Annotated in this window: 18 protein-coding genes; 10 read left to right on the top strand and 8 right to left on the bottom strand. The window is 72.1% G+C overall.

The window, feature by feature from the left end; genetic code table 11:
• Positions 1 to 8: 8 nt before the first annotated feature.
• The 3 genes from QNA09_RS19155 to QNA09_RS19145 all read right to left on the bottom strand — a co-directional run bounded on the left by QNA09_RS19155 (position 9) and on the right by QNA09_RS19145 (position 4,085).
• Positions 9 to 899, bottom strand: a complete 891-nt coding sequence (locus QNA09_RS19155; RefSeq protein WP_017679891.1) for a universal stress protein — start codon at positions 897 to 899, stop codon at positions 9 to 11.
• A 78-nt stretch (positions 900 to 977) separates the two neighbouring features.
• Complete coding sequence (locus QNA09_RS19150; protein WP_017679892.1) at positions 978 to 2,405, bottom strand: gamma-aminobutyraldehyde dehydrogenase; 1,428 nt, start codon at positions 2,403 to 2,405, stop codon at positions 978 to 980.
• A gap of 267 nt (positions 2,406 to 2,672) precedes the next feature.
• Positions 2,673 to 4,085, bottom strand: a complete 1,413-nt coding sequence (locus tag QNA09_RS19145) for an NAD(P)/FAD-dependent oxidoreductase (RefSeq protein WP_124258867.1) — start codon at positions 4,083 to 4,085, stop codon at positions 2,673 to 2,675.
• Positions 4,086 to 4,213: 128 nt separating this feature from the next.
• Between QNA09_RS19145 and QNA09_RS19140 the strand changes: the two genes are divergently transcribed.
• Entirely contained in the window at positions 4,214 to 4,879 is a 666-nt protein-coding gene (locus tag QNA09_RS19140) for a TetR family transcriptional regulator (RefSeq protein ID WP_228287100.1), read from the top strand.
• A gap of 84 nt (positions 4,880 to 4,963) precedes the next feature.
• On the opposite strand, the gene QNA09_RS19135 is transcribed toward QNA09_RS19140, so the two are convergent.
• Together QNA09_RS19135 and gabT are read right to left on the bottom strand one after the other, a co-directional pair.
• Positions 4,964 to 6,409, bottom strand: a complete 1,446-nt coding sequence (locus QNA09_RS19135) for an NAD-dependent succinate-semialdehyde dehydrogenase (RefSeq protein WP_017679895.1) — start codon at positions 6,407 to 6,409, stop codon at positions 4,964 to 4,966.
• Positions 6,406 to 7,794: a 4-aminobutyrate--2-oxoglutarate transaminase gene (gene gabT / locus QNA09_RS19130; protein ID WP_048773259.1), complete on the bottom strand. Its 1,389-nt coding sequence runs from the start codon at positions 7,792 to 7,794 to the stop codon at positions 6,406 to 6,408. Before gabT ends, QNA09_RS19135 begins: the two co-directional genes overlap by 4 nt.
• 134 nt (positions 7,795 to 7,928) lie before the next feature.
• Between gabT and QNA09_RS19125 the strand changes: the two genes are divergently transcribed.
• From QNA09_RS19125 to QNA09_RS19115, 3 genes are all read left to right on the top strand, one after another.
• Positions 7,929 to 9,431 carry a PucR family transcriptional regulator gene (locus QNA09_RS19125; protein ID WP_308072021.1) on the top strand — a complete coding sequence of 501 codons (1,503 nt, stop codon included), beginning with the start codon at positions 7,929 to 7,931 and terminating at the stop codon, positions 9,429 to 9,431.
• A 245-nt stretch (positions 9,432 to 9,676) separates the two neighbouring features.
• Positions 9,677 to 10,375: a helix-turn-helix domain-containing protein gene (locus QNA09_RS19120; RefSeq protein ID WP_237211352.1), complete on the top strand. Its 699-nt coding sequence runs from the start codon at positions 9,677 to 9,679 to the stop codon at positions 10,373 to 10,375.
• Positions 10,369 to 11,070: an RES family NAD+ phosphorylase gene (locus QNA09_RS19115; protein ID WP_203011101.1), complete on the top strand. Its 702-nt coding sequence runs from the start codon at positions 10,369 to 10,371 to the stop codon at positions 11,068 to 11,070. The genes QNA09_RS19120 and QNA09_RS19115 overlap by 7 nt, the downstream gene beginning before the upstream one ends.
• Positions 11,071 to 11,398: 328 nt before the next feature.
• Here QNA09_RS19115 and QNA09_RS19110 read toward each other — a convergent pair whose 3' ends face one another.
• Entirely contained in the window at positions 11,399 to 14,434 is a 3,036-nt protein-coding gene (locus tag QNA09_RS19110; protein WP_203011100.1) for an NAD-glutamate dehydrogenase domain-containing protein, read from the bottom strand.
• Positions 14,435 to 14,556: 122 nt separating this feature from the next.
• Positions 14,557 to 15,516 carry an intradiol ring-cleavage dioxygenase gene (locus tag QNA09_RS19105; protein ID WP_203011099.1) on the bottom strand — a complete coding sequence of 320 codons (960 nt, stop codon included), beginning with the start codon at positions 15,514 to 15,516 and terminating at the stop codon, positions 14,557 to 14,559.
• 205 nt (positions 15,517 to 15,721) lie between these two features.
• On the opposite strand from QNA09_RS19105, the gene QNA09_RS19100 reads away from it, so the two are divergent.
• Positions 15,722 to 15,919 (top strand): DUF4177 domain-containing protein, encoded by a 198-nt coding sequence (locus tag QNA09_RS19100; protein WP_006935226.1) that lies wholly within the window; start codon positions 15,722 to 15,724, stop codon positions 15,917 to 15,919.
• Between the two features lie 10 nt (positions 15,920 to 15,929).
• Here QNA09_RS19100 and QNA09_RS19095 read toward each other — a convergent pair whose 3' ends face one another.
• On the bottom strand, positions 15,930 to 16,535 hold the full coding sequence (locus tag QNA09_RS19095; RefSeq protein ID WP_203011098.1) for a TetR/AcrR family transcriptional regulator: 606 nt from the start codon (positions 16,533 to 16,535) through the stop codon (positions 15,930 to 15,932).
• A gap of 189 nt (positions 16,536 to 16,724) precedes the next feature.
• On the opposite strand from QNA09_RS19095, the gene QNA09_RS19090 reads away from it, so the two are divergent.
• The 5 genes from QNA09_RS19090 to QNA09_RS19070 are packed head-to-tail and all read left to right on the top strand — an operon-like array spanning position 16,725 to position 23,267.
• A complete protein-coding gene (locus QNA09_RS19090; RefSeq protein WP_017679903.1) occupies positions 16,725 to 18,089 on the top strand; it encodes an NAD(P)/FAD-dependent oxidoreductase in 1,365 nt (454 codons plus the stop codon).
• Entirely contained in the window at positions 18,086 to 19,009 is a 924-nt protein-coding gene (locus QNA09_RS19085) for an alpha/beta hydrolase (RefSeq protein WP_064065702.1), read from the top strand. Before QNA09_RS19090 ends, QNA09_RS19085 begins: the two co-directional genes overlap by 4 nt.
• A 4-nt stretch (positions 19,010 to 19,013) precedes the next feature.
• Positions 19,014 to 20,612 carry a fatty-acid--CoA ligase FadD1 gene (gene fadD1 / locus QNA09_RS19080; RefSeq protein WP_017679905.1) on the top strand — a complete coding sequence of 533 codons (1,599 nt, stop codon included), beginning with the start codon at positions 19,014 to 19,016 and terminating at the stop codon, positions 20,610 to 20,612.
• A gap of 59 nt (positions 20,613 to 20,671) precedes the next feature.
• A complete protein-coding gene (locus tag QNA09_RS19075) occupies positions 20,672 to 22,105 on the top strand; it encodes an aldehyde dehydrogenase family protein (RefSeq protein ID WP_308072475.1) in 1,434 nt (477 codons plus the stop codon).
• A gap of 46 nt (positions 22,106 to 22,151) precedes the next feature.
• Entirely contained in the window at positions 22,152 to 23,267 is a 1,116-nt protein-coding gene (locus tag QNA09_RS19070; protein ID WP_010596031.1) for an NDMA-dependent alcohol dehydrogenase, read from the top strand.
• Positions 23,268 to 23,269: the final 2 nt, after the last annotated feature.

Here is a 23,269-nt window from a genome sequence, read left to right as displayed (position 1 = left end):
TGACGGGTCTACTCACTGTTCTCGAACTCGTGCTTGGGAACGACGATCATGGGCACCGGAACGACCCGCAGCATCTTCGCTGCCGTCGAACCCAGGAAGAGCCGGTGCGGTTGGGCGAGCCGGCTGGAGCCGACCATCACGACGTCGCCGTCGTGCCATTCGAGCTTCGCCACCGCCGATTCGACGGTGTCCCCGTCCGCGACGAGCGACCGGACCGGGTAGTCGCCGGGAAGCTCGGCGCGGGCGGTGTCCAGAAGGGTGCGCGCGTGGGCCCGCGCCGACTCGAGGGCGAGTTCGTGCGACTTGCGCGCGTCGCGGCCGAGACCGTGCGGATCGAGGGCGACGAGCGAGACGAGCCGCAGCGGCGTGCGCATCCGCTCGCAGGCGCGGACCGCGGTCCTGAGCAGGACGTCCGCTCCGGTGCGGGTGCCGAGTGCGCACGTGACCTCGTGGACGCGGGGCGCGGCCGAGTGTCGGAATCCGCGCGGTGCCAGGGCCAGCGGCACGGGCGCGGAATGCAGCAGCTCGGACGACACCGTGCCGATGGAGTGCCGGCCGAGGAGCCCGTCGCCCGCGGCCCCGAGAACGACGGCGCGCGCACCGAGCCGGGCGACCTCGTCGAGCAGGCCCTGCGCGAAGGATTCGTGGAAGCTCAGGTGCGTGTGCGCCCGCACGTCGTCGGGCACCGTGGCCGCCGCCTGGGCGAGCCATGCTTCGCCCGTGCCGGCGAGGACGTCCTCGTACCCGGGTTCGGCGGGCACCCGGGAGGGCACCGGGCGGTCCGGGGGCAGGACCATACAGATGTCGAGTTCGGCGCCCAGGCTGCGGGCGAGCTGGACGCCGAGCGCCAGCCCGTCCGCGCCGCTGGGGGTGGCGAGGTATCCGACAACCAGTCTCATGGGATTCCGATCCGGTAGGGGAAGCCGGCGGGAGGGTGCCGCCGGCTTCCGGCAACGGCGCGGTCGGGCCGCGGCAGGTCAGTCGTGGGTGCTCATCACGTGCTTGATGCGGGTGTAGTCCTCGACGCTGTAGGCGGAGAGGTCCTTGCCGTAGCCGGACTGCTTGAACCCGCCGTGCGGCATCTCCGCGACGAGCGGGATGTGGCAGTTGATCCACACCGCGCCGAAGTCGAGCGTGGCGGACAGCCGCTGGGTGCGCCCGTGGTCGCGGGTCCACACGCTCGCGGCGAGCCCGTAGCGGACGTCGTTGGCCAGCGCGACGGCCTCGTCCTCGGTGGCGAAGGACTGCACCGTCAGGACCGGGCCGAACGTCTCGTCCTGCACGATGGGGTCGTGCTGGCCCACGCCGGTGACGATCGTCGGTTCGAAGAAGAAGCCCTTCTCGCCGGCGCGCCGGCCGCCGGTGACGATCGTCGCCGAGGCGGGCAGGGCGGCGATCTTGTCGGTGACGCGCTGGAAGTGCGCGGCGTTGTTGAGCGGGCCGTAGAAGGCGTCCGAGTCGTCGGGGCGGCCCGGGCGCAGCAGCTCGGCCTGCCGCGCCAGCGCGTCGACGAGGTCGTCGTGGATCGACTCGTGGACCAGTACCCGGGTGGCGGCCGTGCAGTCCTGGCCGCCGTTGAAGAAGGCGGCCGCCGCGACGGCTTCGGCGGTCTTCGGCACGTCGGCGTCGTCGAAGACCAGGACGGGGGCCTTGCCGCCGAGTTCGAGGTGCGCGCGCTTGAGCTGCCGGGCCGCGGAGACCGCCACCTCGGTGCCTGCGCGGACCGAACCGGTGATCGACACCAGGCCGAGCGCGGGATGCTCGACGAGGGCGGCCCCGGTGGCGGCGTTGCCGAGCACGACGTTGAAGACGCCGTCGGGCAGGATGCCCCGGGTCAGGCGGGCGAGCACCAGCGTGCTGTCGGGGGTGGTGTCGCTGGGCTTGAGGACGATGGTGTTGCCGGCCGCGAGCGCGGGTCCGATCTTCCACAGCGCCATCATCAGCGGGTAGTTCCAGGGCGTGACCTGACCGACCACGCCGATCGGCTCGCGCCGCACGTAGGAGGTGTGGCCCTCCATGTACTCGCCGGCCGCCTTGCCCTCGAGCATGCGGGCCGCGCCGGCGAAGAAGCGCAGCTGGTCCGCACCGACCTTGACCTCCTCGTCGGCGATCATGGACTTCGGCTGGCCGGTGTTGCGGCACTCCGCCTCGACGAGTTCGTCGCAGTGCTCCTCGAGGGCGTCGGCGAGCTTCAGCAGCGCCGTCTGGCGTTCCTTGGGGGTGGTCCTGCCCCAGGTGCGGAACGCGCGCTGCGCGGCCGCCACCGCGGCGTCGACGTCGGCGGCGGTCGACACCGGGATCGAGCCCACGAGGGATTCGTCGACCGGGTCGATCAGCGGCAGGGATTCGGTGGCCGTCGAGGGCACGAATGCGCCGTCGATGTAGTTCTCGCGGAGAGCGGTCATGGCTGGGTTCCTCTCGGAGGCCTGCCCGGCCGGGGCAGGGACTCTGGTGATCAGTGTGGGCCGCACCGACGGTGCCGGGCCAGGGATCCGGCGGCCGGATCGGGTGCGAAAGGTTCGGAGGGCGGCGGCGCTGCCGGAGGGCGGCGCCGCCGGGACCGGAATGCTCACCTCGTCGTGAGCGGGTCGGACGCCGAGACGGGCGCCGAGCGAGCGTGAAAACTATTGTGAAACCGGATCTTCGGATCTGCAGGGGGAAGGGCGGGGCGGTCAGTGCGCCGGGGCGCCGGCCGCCGCGGTCGCGCGGGAGCCGAGGGCGTCGAGAATGCGCCGGGCCGTGTCCTCGCCCATGCGCACGGCGCCGTCGACGTGCTGGTAGCCCTCGGCGGCCAGGTCGGACGACGAGAAGAGGATCGGTCCGACGGGTGTGAGCTGGTCCTTGCCGTAGCGGTGCAGGCCGCCGAGATCGTAGCTCGCCGCGTAGGCCCCGCGGGTCCACTCCTCGGAGCCCCAGTCGGATTCGTAGTAGACCACCGGGTTCTGGGCCTTCTCGCCGAGATAACCGGCCATGGACGAGAGGATCGCGGCCTTGCGTTCCGCGGCGGAGAGTTCGAAGACGGCGTCGGCCTTCTCGTCCGCCACGAACGCCACCAGGGTGCCCCGCGGATCCTCGAAATTGGTGTTGTCGTAGATCTCCTGGACGAGCGCCCCGGCGCCGAAGCACGTGCCGGACAGGCCCTCCTCGCGCCAGAACGGCGTGTCGTACACGGCGTGCACCTTGATGACGAGCCCGAGGGACTGGTGCTGGTGCATCTGGTGTTGGCGGCGCGGCAGCGGCGGGACGTAGGAGATGCGGGAGTACAGGTTCGGCGGCACGGCCAGCACGGCGAACCGGGCGTCGACGGCGACCCCGTCGGCCACCGCGCGCACGCGCCCCGGCGCCCCGGCCTCCGCGCCCTCGGACCAGTGCAGGGTCCGCACCGGATTTCCGAGAAACACGTCGTCGCCGAGCCTTTCGGCCAGCCGCTCCGACACCTGCTGCATACCGCCGACGACGCGCTTGTCGAGGATGAAGTCCTCGTCCACGAGGTTGCTGAACGAACCCGCGGATGCCGCCATGAGGATCGCCTGCAGCGCGGAGAACGCGTGGGCCGGCTTGGTGAGCATGCCCCCGGCGATGAACAACCCGATGTTGGCGCACGCTTCCTCGTCGTCCGAGTTAGCCCGGAGCCAGTGGTGGAAGGAGACGGTGTCGAGTTCCCGCGCCCGCGGATGCGCCCACGGCTCGTGGGGGCCGATCTCGGCGGCGAGCGCGTCGAGCAGCGCGATCAGCTTGTCCATCTCGGCGCGGGTGTGCTCGGAGGTCGGGAACGTGTCGCCGCGGTACCGGACGGGCCGGCCCTCGGCGTCGAGGTAGATGTTCTCGCCGTCGCGGTAGCGGGCGAAGGTGCGCAGACCCAGTTCGTCGAGGAGGGCGATCAGGGCGGTCTGGTCGGGGGACACCCACTGACCGCCGATCTCGAGCATCGCTCCGTCGATCGTGTCGGTCCAGGTGCGGCCGCCGACGCGGTCGCGGGCTTCGAGGACGGCGACCCGCAGGCCCGCCTGTCGCAGGCGGTAGGCGGCGGTCAGGCCGGACGGTCCCGCCCCGACGACGACGACGTCACGCTCGATGGATTGCATGGGATTCCCCTTCGAGAAAATGAACGACATTCATATGTGTCGCATCACACTGTAACCTCATCGAGGCGCGAGGAGAAGACCCTCGCGGCAATTCGTGGCCGGAAATCGTGAGACGGAGGGGGAGCGGCGTGGGAGAGGGGACGCACCGGCGCGCCGGCCGGCCGTCGACGAAAGTGCTGTCTCGGCAAGCGATCACCGACGCCGCACTCGACGTGATCGAACACGGCGGCTACGACGCCTTCACCGTCGCCAAGCTCGCCCGCGCCCTCGGGGTGGCCCCGTCCGCCCTGTACAACCACGTGCGCTCGAAGCAGGACGTCCTGCTGTGGGTGCAGGAAGATCTCATGACCAAGGTCGACGTCAGCGGGTTCGGCACCGAGCCGTGGGCCGTGGCGACACGGCGCTGGGCCCTGTCCTACCGGGACGTGTTCGCCCGGCACGCGCCGCTGGTCCCGGTGATCGCCGTGATGCCCGTCGCGGGCGCGCCCCGCACCCTCGCGGTCTACGAGGCGGTGGCCGCGGGCTTCGCCGAGGCCGGGTGGCCGATCGGGACCATCGTGCCGGTCGTCGTCGCGCTGGAGTCGTTCATCTTCGGCTCCGCGCTCGACGCCAACGCCCCGGCCGACATCTTCGACACCGCCGACCTCGCCGGCGTCAGCCCGGTGTTCACCGCGGCGATCGACGCGTTCGCCGGCTCGGGCGGCGACTACACCCCGGACGCCGGTTTCGACGCCGGCCTCGACGCGATGATCGCCGGACTCGAGGCGCGCCTGGATCGGCTCCGGAATGACTGAGTCCCAATAGGATACGGCTCGGCCCGGGAGCGCGACGTGCCGCGCTCCCGGACCGAGCCGGTATTCGGATTCCTGATGGTCCCGCTACAGGGCGATGTACTTGGTGTCGAGGTACTCCTCGATGCCCTCGGCCGCGCCCTCGCGGCCGAAACCGGACTCCTTGACGCCGCCGAAGGGGGCGGCGACGTCGGAGATGACCCCGCGGTTGACCCCGACCATGCCGGTCTTCAGTGCGCCCGCCACGCGCATCGCGCGGTCCAGGTCGCGGGTGTAGAAGTAGGCGGCCAGGCCGTACTCGGTGTCGTTGGCGGCGGCGACGGCCTCGTCCTCGGTGTCGAAGACGGTGATCGCCGCGACCGGGCCGAAGATCTCCTCGCGCAGCAGCCGCGCGTCGGCCGGCACCTCGTCGAGCACGGTCGGCGGGTAGAACGTGCCGGGCCCGTCGGGGATCTGCCCGCCGGTGCGGACCCGGGCGCCGCGCTCGACGGCGTCGCGCACCAGCGCGTCGACCGTGGCGCGCTGCCGGGCGGTGATGAGCGGGCCGAGGTCGGTGCCGTCGTCGAGGCCGTGGCCGCTGCGCAGCGCCGCGATGCGGGCAGTGAGCTTGTCGGTGAACTCGACCGCGACACGGCGGGCGACGTGGAAGCGGTTGGCGGCGGTGCAGGCCTCGCCGCCGTTGCGCATCTTCGCGGCCATCGCGCCGTCGACGGCGGCGTCGAGATCGGCGTCGTCGAACACCAGGAACGGGGCGTTGCCGCCGAGTTCCATCGAGGTGCGCAGCAGCCGGTCGGCGGACTGGCGGACCAGCAGCTTGCCGACGCCGGTGGAACCGGTGAAGGTGATCTTGCGCAGCCGCGCGTCGGCGAGCAGCGGCCCGGTGAGCGCCGCGGCATCGGTGGCGGGCAGGATCGACAGCACCCCGGCCGGCAGGCCGGCGTCGGCGAAGACCTGCCCGAGCAGCAGCATCGTCAGCGGGGTCTCGGCGGCCGGCTTGACCAGGATCGGGCAGCCCGCGGCCAGGGCCGGGCCGATCTTGCGGGTGGCCATCGCCAGCGGGAAGTTCCACGGGGTGATCGCCAGGACGGGCCCGACCGGTTCCTTGGTGACGAGGATGCGCCCGTTCCCGGCGGGGGCGGTGGCGGTGCGGCCGCCGATGCGCACGGCCTCCTCGGCGAACCAGCGCAGGAACTCCGAGCCGTAGTTCACCTCGCCGCGGGCCTCGGCGACGGTCTTGCCCATCTCGAGGGTGATGACGCGGGCGAAGTCGTCGGCGCGGGCGTGGACGAGTTCGAAGGCGGTGCGCAGGATCTCGCCCCGCACGCGCGGCGGGGTCGCCGCCCACTCGGCCTGCGCGGCGACGGCGAGGTCGAGGGCGCGCAGCCCGTCGTCGGCGGAGGCGTCGGCGACGTCGGCGAGCACCGCGCCGGTGGCCGGGTCCTCGACGGGGAACGTCGCGCCGGTGGACGAGTCGGTGAGCTTGCCGCCCAGCCAGAGGCGGGTCGGGACGCCCGCGGGAAGGGTGTGGGTCATCGGGTGACTCCTGCCAGGGTCGGGCGCACGCCCGCGACGTCGCGGACGGCGGCAGCGAGAACGTCGAGGCCGTCGGTGAGCAGCTCGTCGGAGATCACCAGCGGCGGCAGCAGGCGGACGACGTTGCCGTAGGTGCCGCAGGTGAGCACGATGACGCCCTGCTCGAGCGCCTTCGCGGCGATCGCCTTGGTGGCCTCCGGGTTCGGCTCGCGGGTGCCGGGCCGGACGAACTCGACGGCGAGCATCGCGCCGCGGCCGCGGACCTCGCCGACGATGTCGACGTCCGCGGCGAGCGCCCGCAACCGATCGGTGGCGATCTGCTCGATGCGCCGGGCGCGGCCGCACAGGTCCAGCTGCTCGATCCGGTCCAGGGTGGCGAGCGCCGCGGCGCACGCGACGGGGTTGCCGCCGTAGGTGCCGCCGAGACCGCCGCCGTGGACGGCGTCGATCAGTTCGGCGCGGCCGGTCACCGCGGCGAGCGGCATGCCGCCGGCGATGCCCTTGGCGAGGGTCATCAGGTCCGGGACGATGTTCTCGTCGTTGCCGGCGAACCAGTCACCGGTGCGCGCGAAGCCGGTCTGCACCTCGTCGGCGACGAAGACGATGCCGTTGGCCTTCGCCCAGTCGACGAGGGTGGGCAGGAAACCCTTGGCCGGCACGATGAATCCGCCCTCGCCCTGGATGGGCTCGAGCACGATCGCGGCGACGTTGTGCGCGCCGATCTGCTTGTCGATCTGCGAGATCGCGCGGTGGGCGGCCTGCTCGCCGGTGACCTCGGTGCCGTCGTAGTTGCGGCCCTCCCGGAACGGGTAGGACGCCGGCACACGGTGGATGTCCGGGGCGAACGGGCCGAAGCCCTCCTTGTAGGGCTGGTTCTTCGCGGTCAGCGCCATCGTCAGGTTGGTGCGGCCGTGGTAGGCGTGGTCGAAGACCACCACGGCGCTGCGACCGGTGGCGACGCGGGCGATCTTCACCGCGTTCTCGACGGCCTCGGCGCCGCTGTTGAACAGCACCGTGCGCTTGGCGTGGTCGCCGGGGGTCAGGGCCGCGAGCTTCTCGGCGACGGCGATGTAGCCCTCGTAGGGGGTGACCATGAAGCAGGTGTGCGTGAAGTGCGCGACCTGCTCCTGTACCGCCGCCACGACCGCCGGGTCCGAGGCGCCGACGCTGGTGACCGCGATACCGGAACCCAGGTCGATCAGGGCGTTGCCGTCGACGTCGACGACGATCCCGCCGTCGACGTCGGCGGCGTAGACCGGCACGGAGGACGCCACACCCGCCCCGACCGCCGTGCGGCGACGCTCGGTCAGTGCCGCCGAGCGCGGGCCGGGCAGCGCGGTGACCAGGCGACGCTGCTGTGGAAGGCGGTATTCGATGCTCGTCATGGGGGACTTCCTCGGGCTCGGCGGCGTAGAGACGATTCGAGTATGGGAGCGGCGGCGGACCCGAGACAGGGCCGATCCGTACAACTCGGCGAATCGCACCGCGCCATTTCGTCGAGGCGTCCTACGATGGCCCCATGAGCGTCGGCATCGCCTGGCTACTGCGGCAACCGGGACTGGGATTGACCCTGCGCGGTGGCCGAGCCGGGATGGACCGGAAGATCGGCTTCGTCCAGCCCACCGAACTGCTGGACCCGCGGCCGTGGCTCTCCGGCGGGGAACTCGTCCTCACCATCGGCCTGGGATTGGAGCCGGCGGCGGGCGGCGACTACGTGCGCCGCCTCGCGGAGGCGGGCGTCGCCGCCCTCGGCTTCGGCACCGGGCTGTCGCACGAGCGGATTCCGCAGTCGGTCCTCGAGGCGGCCGACGCGGTGGGGCTGGCTCTGCTCGAGGTGCCGTACACGACGCCGTTCGCCGCCGTGAGCCGTGCCGTCACCGCCCGGCTCGCCGAGCAGCAGTACGAGCTCGTGCGGCGCGCCGCCGACACCCAGGTGCGCATCACCCGTGCCGTGCTGCGTGGCGGTGTGCCGGCCGTCGTGCGCGAACTGGCCGTCGCCACTCACACCGCCGTCGCCTACCTGGACGAGCGCACCGGGGAGGTGGCCGCCCACCCCGAGGCCGCGGCGGAGCTGGCGGAGCAGATCCCGGAGTTGCGCCGGGACGGCGCCGGCTCGGTCACCACGAGCCGGCCCGGCCGGACGCTGACGGTGCAGCCGGTCACGCACGCCGGCGTCGTCAGCGGATACCTGGCCGTGCAGGCCGACCGGCCGCTCGAGAACGTCGAACTCGTCCTGATCGGCCACGCCGTCTCCCTCGTCACCCTCGAGCTGGACGAGCCGCGGCGGCTGCGGGCGGAACGGAACGCGCTGGGCGCAAAGGTGTTCGGTCTCCTCGTCGCCGGTGCCCTCGACTCCGGCGACGCCTCGGAGTATCTCGCCGACGCGGTCGGCACCCGCAACCGAATCCGGATCCTGCAGCTGCACACCCCGATCCCGGCCGACGTGCGGCGCGTGCTCGACGCCGGTCTCGGTGCCCGGCAGCGGCCGCTGTACGCGCGCAGCGACGACGAGGCGCTCACCGTGCTGCTGCGCGGCGAGGACACGCTGTCCGACGTGGCGGCGCTGCTGGCGGACCTGTCCCCGCCGCAGGCCCGCACCCTCCGCGGCGGCCTCAGCGCCGCGCACCGGCTCACCGACACCCGCCGCGCCGTCGAACAGGCCGAGCACGCCGTCGCCGCCGCGAACGCGGCGCACCGCCTCGTCGAGTTCGACGCCACCCACGGCACCGCCCTGCTCGCGTCCCCGGCGGTGCGGGCCGTGCTCGAATCCGTGGCCGCGTCGACGGTGTCCGCTCTCGCCGACTACGACCGCGGTCGCGGGACCAGGCTCGTCGCGTCGCTGCGGGCCTTCCTCGAGGCGAACGGGCAATGGGAGGCGGCGGCCGCGGCCCTGGAGGTGCACCGGCACACCCTGCGCAGCCGGATCGCCAAGGCGGAGCAGGTGCTCGGCGTGGACCTCGGTGATGCCCGCGTCCGGGCAGAGCTGCTGCTCGCCTTGCTGATCGGGGAACCGGCGCCTTAGATCACCGGCCTCATCGTGAAAGGAAGAGCCGTGACCGGGCAGTTCGTGCGTGTACCTGAAAGTGCCGGCGCAGCGCGGCGAGGAGTGTCATGGTGCCTCGACAAGTTCGGGTGGTCCGCCGATCCCGAATCCGACCCCAGGGAAACTCCAGGGAAGTCGATGCGCATCCACATCGTCGAGCCGAGGCAGTCCCCTCCTTCGCTTTCTTTTCTTGTTTATCTTGTTCAGAGGCGTAGCCTGGGGATATGAGCACGAAGCGGACCGGTCGTACGAACATCGGGTCGGCCTCGACCGCGCGCACGAAGGACAGGGGTCGGGCGGCCGGGACGAAGTCCCGCACGTCGACCCCGCGGACGACGCCGCCCGCGTCCGGCGCTGCAGGTACCACGACTTCGGCGCCGGGTGCAGCGGGCTTTTCCGCGGTGTTGAAGGACGTGCTCGGCAGTGTGCCGGAGGCGGAGCGGGAGAGTTTCGTGCTCGGCGTGGTCGGGGACGAGGGTGAGGGGCTGGACGCAGGGTTGTGGGGGCGGGGTCCGTCCCCGGCCGAGCGTAGACACGCCGCATTGGAGAACCTGCGCCGGCAGTATCGGGCCCGTCGCGCGGTGGTGGCGGAGTCCCTGACCCGACCGGAGGCCGCGGAGCTGCTCGAGGTGTCCGAGCAGGCGGTCCTCGATCGTCTCAAGGCGGGGGATTTGATCGGGGTGAAGAAGGGCCGGGAGTGGCGACTGCCGTCGTGGCAGTTCGACGCCGACACCGAGCAGGGCTTCGTGCCCGGCCTGGCCCGGGTGAGTCGGGTGTTTCCCGGGGGTGCGGTGTCTTTGACCGAATGGGCCCTGAACGTGAACCCCGACCTCGACGGCGCGACCCCGGCCGAAGCGCTCGCCGCCGGGCGCATCGACGACGTCGTGCGGGCGGCCGAAGCCGGCACCGCAGCCGCGTGGTAGCCCCACTTCCCGCACCGACGCGACCGCTGCATGGCGGACGAGCATGGGTCTGGCGGTGGCGCGAACCGAGCCCCGGCCACCCGTGGCGCTGGTGCCGCATCTACCACCCGTCCCCGCACACCCCGAACGGAACCACCCACCGGCACTTCGGGCCGTTGCACCGACTGGACCCGCATCTGCCGGCCCCCGACGGTGCGCCGCGGACGTGTCCGGACGGGCGGTCGGTGCTGTACGTCGCCGGCAACTTGGCCACGGCGCTCGGCGAGGTCTTCGGGGATTTCCCTGCGGCGGCGGTGTGCCCGCGCTACCGGGTGGCGCTGCTGCGACCGACCGCCCCGGTCACCGTGCTCGACCTGCGCGGGCAGGGCGCGGCGATGCGCATCGGTGCGCTGCCGTCGCTGGCCACCGGCGACTATCCGCGCCCGCGCACCCAGCAGTGGGCGCGGGCGATCTACGAGGATCAGCCCGTGGCTCGACGGCGTATCCACGGTGTCTACTATGACGCCGCGCATTCCAACGGTCCTGCGTTGGCGTTGTGGAACACCGAGGACCGGCTCGAGGTACCGGCCGACTCGCGCGGCGCGGTACAGGACTTCGCGCTGGCGGAGCCGCGGATGTGGCCGCGCGTGGTCGATGCTGCGGTGAGTCTGGGCATGCGCGCCGACCTGGTCGCCCACTGCCCCACCTGCTCGTAGTGGGGACCATCCAGGAGAGGCTGTGGCAGAAGGAGTTTCATCCTCCTGCGTGTACGGCCTGCCCGCCGCGCGGGTGTTCTCGACCCGCTGTACGCTCCGAATGGCCCTCTCCTCCCTGCCCCACCTGAGTGGGGTCGCGGATTCTGTCCGTAGGGGATGAGGCGAGGCGATGCGACGAACCGCGGCGCGGCTTGCGGTGGCGTATCGGGCCCCGGGACACCGACCGCGCGGCACATCCCGGTGCCGGGGCCGGGTCCCGGGAACGCAACGCATCATCCACGACATGCGTCATGCCGCACGCAAGAGCCGATCCATAAGAGACACCCGCTCAGCGGTCGAGCAGGCGCAGCTCCCCGGCGATCACGGCCAGCCGGGCGGTGTCCACCGCGTCCTCACCGCGGAGCCGGTCGAGGAGCCGCACGAGCCGGTGCGCGCGATCGGGCAGGTCCGCGGCACGGCCGTCGAGCGCGGTGACGACGAGCGCGTCGAGCCGGTCGGCGATCTCGTCGCGCAGAGCCGCCGCACCCATGGCCTCCCAGTACGGGCCGCGCACCCGGGTCACGAAACCGTCCAGGAGCCGGCGAATGTGGAGGAGGTCGGCCAGTTCGTCGCGGGCCGCGGCGACACGGGCGGGGTCGATGCCCAGGCGCAGCGCCACCGCGGCGTTCGCGAAGGCGCCGCGGCAGTCCTCGGCCGAGGGCCGGTCGCCCAGGGCGGCGGCGACGGGCGCGGCGAAGACCGCGACGAGAGCCTCCGGTGTGTCCGCGTCGGTGCACGCACCCGCGAGCACGTCGCGGAGCGTCCGGCGGGCGGTGTGGCGCAGCAACCACGCCATCTCGGCCTCGACGACGCGCGCGAGCGCGCTCAGTTCCGCCACCGTGGTGCGCGCGTCGGCGCCCGCCGCGAGGATCCGGGCCCGGATGTCCTCGGTGTGCAGCACCCGGCTGACCACCACGTAGGCGAGCGCCGAGTCCTCGGTGGCGGCGCCGAACCGTTCCTCGAACCGGTACAGGGCGCCGGGGCCGAGCCGGTTGACGAGTTCGTCCGCGAGCGACGCGACGACGATCTCCCGGCGCAGGGGATGCTCGGCCACGCCGCTCGCGGCGCGGGCCCGGATCTCGGCGGGGAAGTAGCTCTCGGCCCACGGGGCGCAGGCCGGGGAGTCCGGCAGCGACGACGCGGCCAGCTCGCTCGCGACGACGTTCTTCGACTGCGCCAGGAGCACCGCCAGCTCCGGGCGCAGCAGGCCCGTGCCCGCTCGCCGCCGCTCCCGGATCTCGTCCGTGGTGGGCAGGCTGTCGTCGCTGCGGGGGATCCGGCCGGCCCGCGCCAGGTCCTCGATCAGGCGTTCGTGCTGGGTGAGCAGCGCCGGGGCGTCGTGCTCGCCGGCTCCCAGGGCGAGCACCTGATCGCGGGAGGCCGTGAGCACCGCCGCGGCCACGTCGTCGGTCACCGCGGCGAGCAGGGTCTCCCGCCGCCCGGGCGCCAGCGTCCCGGCCGCCACCGCGCGGTCGACCGCGATCTTGATGTTGACCTCCCGGTCCGAGGTGGCGACGCCGGCGGCGTTGTCGACGAAATCGCCGTCGCAGCGGCCGCCGCAGCGCGCGTACTCGATGCGGGCGGCGCGGGTGAAGCCCAGGTTGCCGCCCTCCCCGACGACGCGGGCCCGTACCTCGCGGGCGTCGACCCGGACCCGGTCGTTGGCGGGATCGGCGGCGTCGCCGTGTGTTGCGCCGGAGGCCTTCACGTACGTGCCGACACCGCCGTTCCACAGCAGGTCCACAGGCGCGCGCAGGACGGCCTTGATCAGCTCGTCGGGTGTCAGCGTCTCGGCGTCGATCCCGAGGGCCGCGCGGGCAGGGGCGGACAGCGGCACGGACTTGGCGGTGCGCGGCCACACGCCGCCGCCCGCGGAGATCACCGCGGGGTCGTAGTCGGCCCAGGACGAGCGCGGCAGCGCGAACAGCCGCGCACGCTCGCGGTGGGCGGCGGCGGGGTCCGGGTCGGGGTCGAGGAAGATGTGCCGGTGGTCGAACGCGGCGACGAGGCGGATGCGGTCGCTGAGCAGCATGCCGTTGCCGAAGACGTCACCCGACATGTCGCCGATGCCCGCGACGGTGAAGGTCTGCGTGTCGACGTCGTGGCCGAGCTCGGCGAAGCGGTGCCGCACGGCCACCCACGCGCCGCGGGCGGTGATGCCCATCGCCTTGTGGTCGTAGCCGGCCGACCCGCCCGAGGCGAAGGCGTCGCCGAGCCAGTAACCGTATTCGGCGGCAACGGCATTGGCGGTGTCGGACATGCGGGCGGTGCCCTTGTCGGCGGCGACCACCAGGTAGGCGTCCGCGCCGTCGTAGGCGACGGTGTCGGGCGGGGTGACGGGCGAGCCGTCGACGATGTTGTCGACGACGTCGAGCAGGCCGCGCACGAACGTGGTGTAGGCGGTGGTGAGGTCCGCGCCGGAGCCGGGCCGGATCACGAACGCGCCCTTCGCGCCGCCGGGGACGATGGGCGCGTTCTTGACGGCCTGGGTCGCCATCAGCCCGAGGACCTCGGTGCGGTAGTCCTCCGGGCGTTCGGAGAATCGCAGTCCGCCGCGCGCGACGAGCTCGGCCCGCACATGCACGCCCTCGACGTCACGGGAGTGGACGTAGATCTCCCGCACCGGCACGATCGCTGCGCCGACGCTCAGCGCGGACGGATCGAGCTTGAACGACGCGTACGATCTGCTGCCCCCACGCTGGAACCAGTTGGTGCGCAGCGTCGCGTCGACGAACGAGCGCAGCCCCCGCAGGGTCCGGTCCAGATCGAACGTCGCGGCGCGATCGATGTGGCCGGCCACCGCCGCGCCCGCGGCGGCCACGGCGCCGTCCCGGTCGGGCAGCCCGGGCCGGAACCGGGCGTCGAACAGCGCGGCGAGGTCCGCCGCGAAGCCGGGGGTGGCGGTCAGGCAGCCGAGCATGTACGCCGGCGACAGGCCGATCCCGGCCTGGGCCAGGAACCGGACGGCCGCCCGCACGAGATCGACCCACCTCCACGAGATTCCCTCCTGCAGAACGAGAATAGAGAAGTCGTCGATCTCGGTGCGGCCCTCGGTGCCCGCGACGAACGCGTCCGCGATCAGCTCGAGCACCCCGGGATCCGGAGCGACGGTTGCGGCCGGTGCGATCGTGAAGTGGTGCGTCCCCGGCTCGTCCAGCGGCCGGTGATCGCTGACGTGGAGGCCGAAGCGCCGCAGGACGTCGACGACGTCGGTGAGGGTGAACCGGTGGTCCGGCCAGGTCGCGACACAGCCGAGCGGAGTGCCGTCGGCAGGATCGAGGAAACGCAGGGTCGTCGTGTGCTGGGACAGGGAGGGGGCGCTCACGGGGGGTCCTTTCCGGGGCGGCGGCGATGGGGCGAGTCTGCCGCCGTCGCACCCCCACAGGGCAGGGCCGAAATGGAGCGGACGAAGCGTAAGGGCACGCCGAATCGGCGCGGGCGGTCCCGTCACTGCCCGGCCGGCGGACCTGCCGGGCGGCCCCCTGCCGGGCCACCACCCATCCCGCCCTGCGGCGGCATGTCGGACTGGACGTTCGCCGATTTCTCGGCGACACCGATCGTGATGTCGACGGCGTAGCCGGTGTCGATGCTGCCGCTGACGGCGGCGAGTTCGGCGTCCCAGCCGTCCCCGAAGACGTTGTCGGAGTCGAGACCGACCTGCGCGAGGTTGCGGGTGCTCTGCGAATAACCTTCGGCCTGCGCGTACACCGTCTCGCACACGTCCTGGGGGAGGGCGATCTGCGACGTCAGCCGGGCGTTGTCACCGGCGACGGCGACCTCGAGGGAGTCGTAGACCTCGAAGTGGATGTGCGGCCAGCGTCCCGAATAGCAGGCCGGGAAGATCGAGGTGAACGAGACGGTGCCGTCGGCCCCGGCCACCTGCACGCCGCGCAGGTAGTTCTGCTCGGTGACACCCTCGCTGTAGAGCGAGTAGTTGCCGTCGCGGTCGCAGTGCCACAGGTAGACCGCCATGCCCGCACCGGCGGCGCAGTCGGCCGCCAGATCCTGCAGGTGCAGCGTGACGGTCGTCGGCACGCCCTCGGCGGTGCCGGTGTAACTGCCGAAGCTGGTGGTGAGGTCGCGCCGCACGATTCCCGACTCGATCAGGACGTTGGGCCCGTTCGATCCGTCGCCGGGATACGGTCCGGCGGTCTCCTGCGGTGCGGCCGCCACGCACCCGCCCGTGGCCGCCGCGGTCGTGCTCGACGCCGTGGTGGCGGAGGCGGCCTCCGAGGTGGACGTCGACCCACCCGTCGAGCACGCGGCGAGGGCGGCGGTGCCGGCCACGCCGAAGACGGCCAGCATCCGCCGGCGCGACAGCATCGTCCTCATGTCGTGGGCCAGGCCCAGGTCGTGCTCGTGGAGGTCGGGGTCGGTGGGAACGCGACGCGCCCGGCGTGAACTCATTGCGGTGTCCTCTCGGTTCGGTGAGGTTCACGCTACGAAGCGATGCTGGGGAATCCGTGGACGGAAGCTGGGAACCTGCTGACAGCCTGGCTCGGGTGGATTCGTACTTCCGTCGTCGAGCGCGGCTCGCACCGGGTGGGCGCGAGTAGGATGCGAAGGGTCGGCGCCCCTGCTGATTCCCGATCGCCACGACATGAGGAATGCGATGTACTCGTACAAGGTCGTCGAGGTCCGCGAGAAGATGCTCGGCGGGAAGATGTCCGGTGACAAGCTCGAGGATCTGCTCAACGAGCATGCCCGGCAGGGATGGCGCCTGAAGGCCATCACGTCCGCCGAGATCAAGGGCCGCGTCGGCCCGGGCGGGGTCGAGGGGTTGCTCGTCACCTTCGAACGCGAGGGCTGACGGGCGCCGATCAGCGCGGCGCGGTGAGCGACAGGCCGGCGAGCACGTAGCGCCGCACGTAGCGCAGCACGGCGGCGTCGTCGTCGGGGTCGAGGGTGTTGCCGGGCACCGTCGCGAGGCTGATGAGCGAGCGCGCCACCCACTCCGCGGCCTCGACGGGCTCGGCGTCGTCGCGGACCTCCCCGCGTTCGATCGCCGCGACCACGAACTCTAGCCAGAACGCCGCGAGGTCGGGAACGAGCTCGCGGACCCCCGCGCCGGCGCACGCCGCGAACTCCTCGGGCTCGGCGGCGCGCAGCCGGAGCGGCAGCGCCCCCGGATCGTCGTAGGTGGCCCGGCCGATCCGGACGCCGGCCGCGAGTTGCTCGACGAAGGTGCCGTACCCGGCGAGGGCCGTCCTGGCTGCGGTCCAGTACGCGTCGTCGAGCCGGACGATCACGCTGCCGACCAGGCTCGCCTTGTCCGGGAAGTGCCGGTACAGCCAGGCCCGGGACACCTCGGCCACCTCGGCCACCTCCGCCATCGTCGTCGCCCGGATTCCCTTGGCGCGCAGGACTTCTTCGGTCGCGGCGAGCAGCCGCTCGCGGACGCTTCCGGGTGTCGTCTCGGTGGGCACGCGCTGTTCCTCTCGGCTCGCGGACCGCCGGCCCGCGAGCCGACCCTACGCGCAGTAGACACTTTCCGAAAAGTGTCTACACCCGCGGTGAACATGTTCTACATTGGGGTCGTCGTCACCGGACGCGTTCGCGCCGGCGATCGGACCGGCTCACCGGGGGGCCGGAACCTGCACACGAGGAGCTGCGACATGCCGGCACCGACCACCGCCGTCATCGGCGCGGGAATCAGCGGTCTGACCGCAGGAAAGATGCTCGGCGACTACGGCGTGCCCTACACGTGCTTCGAGTCGTCGGACCGGATCGGCGGCAACTGGGCGTTCGGCAACCCCAACGGTCACAGCAGCGCCTACCGCTCCCTGCACATCGACACGTCGAAGCACCAGCTGTCGTTCAAGGACTTCCCGATGCCGGAGTCCTTCCCCGACTTCCCGCACCACACCCAGATCAAGCAGTACCTCGACGGATACGCCGCGGCGTTCGACCTCGAGTCCCGGATCGAGTTCCGCAACGGCGTCGTGCACGCCCGCCGGGGCGACGACGGCCGGTGGGAACTCGACACCGAGGACGGGCGCACCCGGTACTTCGACTACCTCGTCGTGGCGAACGGGCACCACTGGGACCCGCGGATCCCGGACTTCCCGGGAGAGTTCACCGGCACGTCGCTGCACTCCCACCACTACATCGATCCGCGCACGCCGATCGACTTCTCCGACAAGCGCATCCTCGTCGTCGGGATCGGCAACAGCGCCGCCGACATCGCGGTGGAGCTGTCGTCGAAGGCACTCGGCAACGAGGTCACCCTCTCCACCCGTTCGAGCGCGTGGATCGTGCCGAAGTACATCGCCGGGCGGCCCGCCGACAAGTACTACCGGACCAGTCCGCACCTGCCGCTGTCGTGGCAGCGCAAACTCGCCCAGCTCGGCCAGCCACTCCTCGCCGGCCGGCCCGAGCGGTACGGACTGCCCACGCCCAACCACAAGTTCTTCGAAGCGCACCCCACCCAGTCGGTGGAACTGCCGCTGCGTCTCGGCTCCGGCGACGTCGTCGCCAAACCCGACATCCGGTTGCTCGACGGCGCGACGGTGCACTTCGCCGACGGCACCTCCTCGGACTTCGACGTCGTCGTCTACGCCACCGGGTACAACATCACCTTCCCGTTCTTCGACGAAGACTTCATCGCCGCACCCGGCAACCACATCCGGCTCTACAAGCGGATTTTCGCGCCCGGCATCGACAACCTCGCGTTCGTCGGCTTCGCGCAGGCCACCCCGACCCTGTTCCCCTTCGTCGAGTGCCAGGCGCGGCTCGTCGCGGCCCACGTGATCGGCCGGTACCGGCCGCCGCCGCCCGACGAGATGGAACGAGTGATCGACGCCGATCAGCGCAAGTACACCGGGCACATGCTCGACCGGCCCCGGCACACCCAGCAGGTCGACTACTTCCTCTACGAGCACGACCTGCGGGTGCACGAGCTGCCCGACGGACTGAAACGTGCTGCGGCCCAGAACTCCCCACGCCCGGTGGGCAACGTCCCGGAAGGGGCACGCCGATGACGCCCCGGAACCTGACCTTCCGCTCCGGCGACGCCGACTGCGACGCCTGGCACTTCCCCGGCCGCGGCGACGCGTTCACCGGCGACGACGGACGGCCGGCGGTCGTGATGGCGCACGGCCTCGGCGGCACCAAGGATTCCGGACTCCGCGAGTTCGCCGATCGCCTGGCCGACGCCGGCCTCGACGTCGTCGCCTTCGACTACCGCGGGTTCGGCGCCTCCGGCGGCACGCCGCGGCAACGGGTCGACCTGCGCGGCCAGGCCGACGACTACCGGGCAGCCCTCGACGCGGCCGCGGCGCTCGACGGTGTCGACCGGAATCGACTGGTGCTCTGGGGAGTATCGCTCTCCGGTGGGCATGTGCTCACCGTCGGCGCCCACCGCTCCGACGTCGCCGCCGTCGTCGCCGTCACCCCGCTGGTCGACGGACCGGCCGCGGGACGGCTGGCCGGCCGGCACCACTCCGCACGGACGATGATGCGGTCCGCGGCCACCGGCGCTCGCAGCCGGGTCTCGACGCGGACCGGCCGCGGACCCGTCACCATCCCGGTCGTCGGCCGGCCCGGGGAGACCGCGGCACTCACCCTCGACGGCTACTTCGAGGACTACACCGTCCTGGCCGGACCGACGTGGCGCAACGAGATCGACGCCCGCATCGCACTCGAACTCGGCACCTACCGTCCCGGCAAGGACGCCGCCGGGCTGCGCTGCCCGCTGCTCGTCCAGATCGCCGACTTCGACCGCAGTGCGCCGCCGCGCGCCGCCGCGCTCGCCGCCGAGCGGGGCCGCGCCGAGGTCCGCCACTACCCGTGCGACCACTTCGGCGTCTGGCCGGGGCACGAATGGTTCGACGCTGCTGTCGCGCACCAGATCTCGTTCCTGTCCCGGCACCTGACCACCGACCCCACGACGACGAGGTGAGACCGTGGCAGACACCGTCCAGCAGGCACTGCGCGCGCGACTCGGCCAGACCGGCACCGCCGTGGTGTACGGCGACCGCGCCTGGACGTGGCAGGAGCACCTCGGTCGTGCGTCCGCCCAGGCCGCCGCGCTGCTCACCCTCGCGGACCCGAACCGCCCGATGCACGTGGGAACCGTGCTCGGCAACACCCCCGACATGCTCGAGGCCCTCGCCGCGGCCGGACTCGGCGGATACGTCCTGTGCGGCATCAACACCACCCGTCGCGGCGACGGTCTGGCCCGCGACATCTCGCGCGCCGACTGCCAGATCGTCGTCACCGATCGGCAGCACCGGCCGCTGCTCGACGGCCTCGACCTACTCGGGGTGCGGATCCTCGACACGTCGACGCCCGAGTGGGCGGATCTGCTCGCCGGCGCCGGCGAGCTGCGCCCGCACCGCGAGGCCGAGGCGATGGACACGTTCATGATGATCTTCACCTCCGGCACGAGCGGCGACCCGAAACCGGTCCGCGTCGCGCACCTGATGGTGCTGTTCGCCGGCCAGAACCTCATCGGGCGGTTCGGCATCACCGACCGGGATGTGTGCTACCTGTCGATGCCGCTGTTCCACTCCAACGCCGTGCTCGCCGGGTGGAGCGTCGGCGTCGGCAGCGGCGCGGCGATGGCCCCGGCCACGTTCTCGGCGTCCCGGTTCCTCGGCGACGTCCGCCGCTACGGCGCGACGTACATGAACTACGTGGGCAAACCTCTCGCCTACGTGCTCGCCACCCCGGAGCGGCCCGAGGACCGGGACAACCCGCTGCGGGTGGCGTTCGGCAACGAGGCCACGGACCGCGACATCGAGGAGTTCGCGCGTCGGTTCGACTGCACCGTGTGGGACGGCTTCGGATCCACCGAGAACGCCGTCATCGTCACCCGCGAACCGGGCACCCCGCGCGGCTCGATCGGCCGGGGTCTCGAGGGCGTCGCCGTGTACGACTCCGCCACCGTCACCGAGTGCCCCGCCGCGGAGTTCGACGACACCGGCGCCCTGCTCAACGCCGACGAGGCGATCGGCGAACTCGTCAACACCCACGGCGCCGGGTTCTTCTCCGGGTACTACAACGACCCGCAGGCCACCGACGAGCGACTCCGGCACGGCATGTTCTGGTCCGGCGATCTCGCCTACAAGGACGCCGACGGCTGGATCTATCTCGCCGGCCGCACCGCCGACTGGATGCGGGTCGACGGCGAGAACCTGACCGCCGCCCCGATCGAGCGGATCCTGCAGCGGCTCCCGGCGCTGAGCCGCGTCGCCGTCTACGCCGTGCCCGACGCGCACGTGGGCGATCAGGTGATGGCCGCGCTCGTCCTGCGGGACGGCGCCGAGCTGACCCCCGACCGGTTCGAGGAGTTCCTCGCCGCGCAACCCGATCTGTCGCCGAAGGCCTGGCCCCGCCACGTGCGCATCGCCCCCGACCTGCCGGTGACCGCCACCAACAAGATCCTCAAACGCGAACTGGTCCGGCAGGGGCCGACCCCGGGTGACGGGGTGCTGTGGACCCGGCGGGACCGACGTGCCCCCGGCACGGGGGAGGGGTGCGCGTACGTCGCCACCGACTGAGCGGGTAGCGGTCTCGCTCAACGGGACTGCGCCGGGGACCGGCCGGCACCGCCCATAGCATCCGCGCCATGACCGCAACCATCGGCACCGACGTGCACGCGCTGCTCGAGAACCAGCAGAGGGAGTTTCGCGCACGACGGACCAGCTCCGCGGCGCAGCGCCGCGCCCGGATCCAGCGGGTGATCGACATGCTCGTCGCCCGCCGCGGGCGGATCGTCGAGGCGATCGACGCCGACTTCGGTGGCCGCCACCCGGGGTACTCCACCGTCAACGACGTGCTCGGCTCGCTGACCGCGCTGAAGTACTCGCGTGACCACCTCGAGGAGTGGATGCGGCCCGAGCACCGGTCGGTCTTCGCCCCGTACGACCAGCTGGGCGCCACCGCCTCGGTGCAGTACCAGCCGAAGGGGTCGGTGGCGATCATCGGAACCTGGAACGCGCCGGTGTTCACCCTCCTGAGCCCGCTCGCCGGGGTGCTGGCCGCCGGGAACCGGGCTGTGCTCAAGCCGTCCGAACTCGTCCCCCGCACCGCACAGGTGCTGGCCGAGGCGGCCGCCGAGTTCCTCGACCCCGCCGACGTCGCGGTCATCACCGGCGGTCCCGACGTGGCGCAGGCCCTGACGGCACTGCCGTTCGACCACATCGTGTTCACCGGCGGCCAGGCCGCGGGCCGCTCGGTGCTGGAGAACGCCGCCCGCAACCTGGTGCCCGTCACGCTCGAACTCGGCGGCAAGTCCCCGACGATCGTCGGGCGCTCGGCCGACCTCGCCGCCGCCGCCTACCGGATCGCGGTCGGCAAGGCCACCAACGCCGGTCAGCTGTGCGTCAACCCGGACACCGTGTACGTCCCGTCGGAGAGCCTCGAGCCGTTTGTCGCCGCGGTCCGCGCGTCGTATCTCGAACTGCTGCCCACCGCCGCCGGCAACGCCGACGCCACGGCCGTCGTCACCGAGCGGCACGCGGCACGCATCGACGGCTACATCCGCGACGCCGAACAGCGGGGGGCACGCATCGAGACCGTGCCGGCGGAACCGATCGACGCGACCGACCGGCGCCGCCCCCTGCGGCTGGTCGTCGACCCGCCGGCGGACGCGGCGATCTCGCAGGAGGAGATCTTCGGACCGGCCATGGTCGTGCGCACCTACGACGACCTCGCGGACGTGATCGCGCAGCTCAACGCCGGGCCGAAACCGCTGGCCCTGTACTACTTCGGGAAGGACGACGACGAGCAGCGCACCGTCGTCGAATCCACCACCTCCGGGGGCGTGACGATCAACGACGTGATGATGCATCCGGGCATGCTCGACGCGCCGTTCGGCGGGATCGGTGCCTCCGGCACGGGGCATTACAACGGCCGCGAGGGCTTCCTCGAATTCAGCCACGCCCGAACGGTGTTCGTCGCCCCCGACCAGGATCCGCGCCGCGAGTGGGGGATGCTGCCGCCGTACGGCGACGGCTACCGCGCCGCGATGGACGCCCAGGTCACCCCCTGACGGTGCACCGAACCCGGCCACCGTCCCACCCATCCGAAGGAACCCGATGAGAACCCGTGGCGCGATCATCCGCCAGGCACCCGGCACGTACGAGATCGCCGACCTCGAACTGGACGAGCCGCGGCGCGGCGAACTGACGGTGCAGATGGTGGCGGCGGGCCTGTGCCACTCCGACGACCACATCGCCACCGGCGACCACGCGGTCGGCAGCTACCCGATCTGCGGCGGCCACGAAGGCGCCGGCGTCGTCGTGCAGGTCGGGCCCGAGACATCCGGCTGGAGCGAAGGCGACCACGTCGTGTTCTCGTTCCTCGCCGCGTGCGGCCGGTGCCGGTGGTGCGCCAAGGGACTGCAGAACCTGTGCGACCGGGGTGCGGCGATCATGACCGGCAGCCGGCCCGACGACCCGGCGAGTTTCCGGCTCAGTCTCGACGGGGCACCGGTCGCACAGACCTGCGGCCTGTCCACCTTCAGCGAATACACCACGGTGAGCGTCGATTCGGCGATCAAGGTCGACAAGGACCTGCCGCTGGACAAGCTGTGCCTGCTCGGCTGCGGGGTGGGCACCGGCTGGGGCGCGGCGGTCAACTCCGCCGAGGTGTATCCGGGGCAGACCGTGATCGTGCAGGGCGTCGGCGGCATCGGCATCAACGCCGTCCAGGGCGCCGCCCACGCCGGCGCGGCCCGGATCATCGCCGTCGACCCGGTGCCGTTCAAGCGGGAGAGCGCGCTGCGGTTCGGTGCGACGCACGCCGTCGCCGACATGGCCGAGGCGACGGAGATCGCCCGCTCCTGCACCGACGGTCAGGGCGCCGACGCCGCGATCGTCACCGTGGGCGTGACGACCGGCGAGCACATCGCGCAGGCGTTCGCCGCGATCCGCAAGGCCGGCACGTGCGTGGTCACCGGTCTCGGCGCGATGAGCGACGTGGGAATCCCCGTCAGCCCGATGGAGCTGGTGCTGTACCAGAAGCGGCTGCAGGGTTCGCTGTTCGGCGCCTCGGCCCCGACCGCCGACATCCCGTGGATGATCGAGCTGTACACCTCGGGCAAGCTGAAGCTCGACGAACTGGTCACCGCCACCTACAAGCTCGACGACATCGCGCAGGGCTTCACCGACATGCACGAGGGACGGAACCTGCGCGGGATCGTCGTCTTCTGATC

The sequence above is a fragment of the Rhodococcus sp. AH-ZY2 genome (assembly GCF_030916465.1).
In the GTDB taxonomy this organism is placed as follows: domain Bacteria; phylum Actinomycetota; class Actinomycetes; order Mycobacteriales; family Mycobacteriaceae; genus Rhodococcus; species Rhodococcus ruber.
Note: the sequence above shows the minus strand (reverse complement) of the source record. Positions and strands in the feature narration are given on the sequence as shown.

Coding starts and splice junctions, on each gene's coding strand:
- QNA09_RS19085 (WP_064065702.1), top strand. CDS start 18,086: ATGACGCCCCGGAACCTGACCTTCCGCTCCGGCGACGCCGACTGCGAC.
- QNA09_RS19155 (WP_017679891.1), bottom strand. CDS start 899: ATGAGACTGGTTGTCGGATACCTCGCCACCCCCAGCGGCGCGGACGGG.
- gabT (WP_048773259.1), bottom strand. CDS start 7,794: ATGACGAGCATCGAATACCGCCTTCCACAGCAGCGTCGCCTGGTCACC.
- QNA09_RS19145 (WP_124258867.1), bottom strand. CDS start 4,085: ATGCAATCCATCGAGCGTGACGTCGTCGTCGTCGGGGCGGGACCGTCC.
- QNA09_RS19070 (WP_010596031.1), top strand. CDS start 22,152: ATGAGAACCCGTGGCGCGATCATCCGCCAGGCACCCGGCACGTACGAG.
- QNA09_RS19100 (WP_006935226.1), top strand. CDS start 15,722: ATGTACTCGTACAAGGTCGTCGAGGTCCGCGAGAAGATGCTCGGCGGG.
- QNA09_RS19135 (WP_017679895.1), bottom strand. CDS start 6,409: ATGACCCACACCCTTCCCGCGGGCGTCCCGACCCGCCTCTGGCTGGGC.
- QNA09_RS19150 (WP_017679892.1), bottom strand. CDS start 2,405: ATGACCGCTCTCCGCGAGAACTACATCGACGGCGCATTCGTGCCCTCG.
- QNA09_RS19125 (WP_308072021.1), top strand. CDS start 7,929: ATGAGCGTCGGCATCGCCTGGCTACTGCGGCAACCGGGACTGGGATTG.
- QNA09_RS19105 (WP_203011099.1), bottom strand. CDS start 15,516: ATGAGTTCACGCCGGGCGCGTCGCGTTCCCACCGACCCCGACCTCCAC.
- QNA09_RS19120 (WP_237211352.1), top strand. CDS start 9,677: ATGAGCACGAAGCGGACCGGTCGTACGAACATCGGGTCGGCCTCGACC.
- QNA09_RS19090 (WP_017679903.1), top strand. CDS start 16,725: ATGCCGGCACCGACCACCGCCGTCATCGGCGCGGGAATCAGCGGTCTG.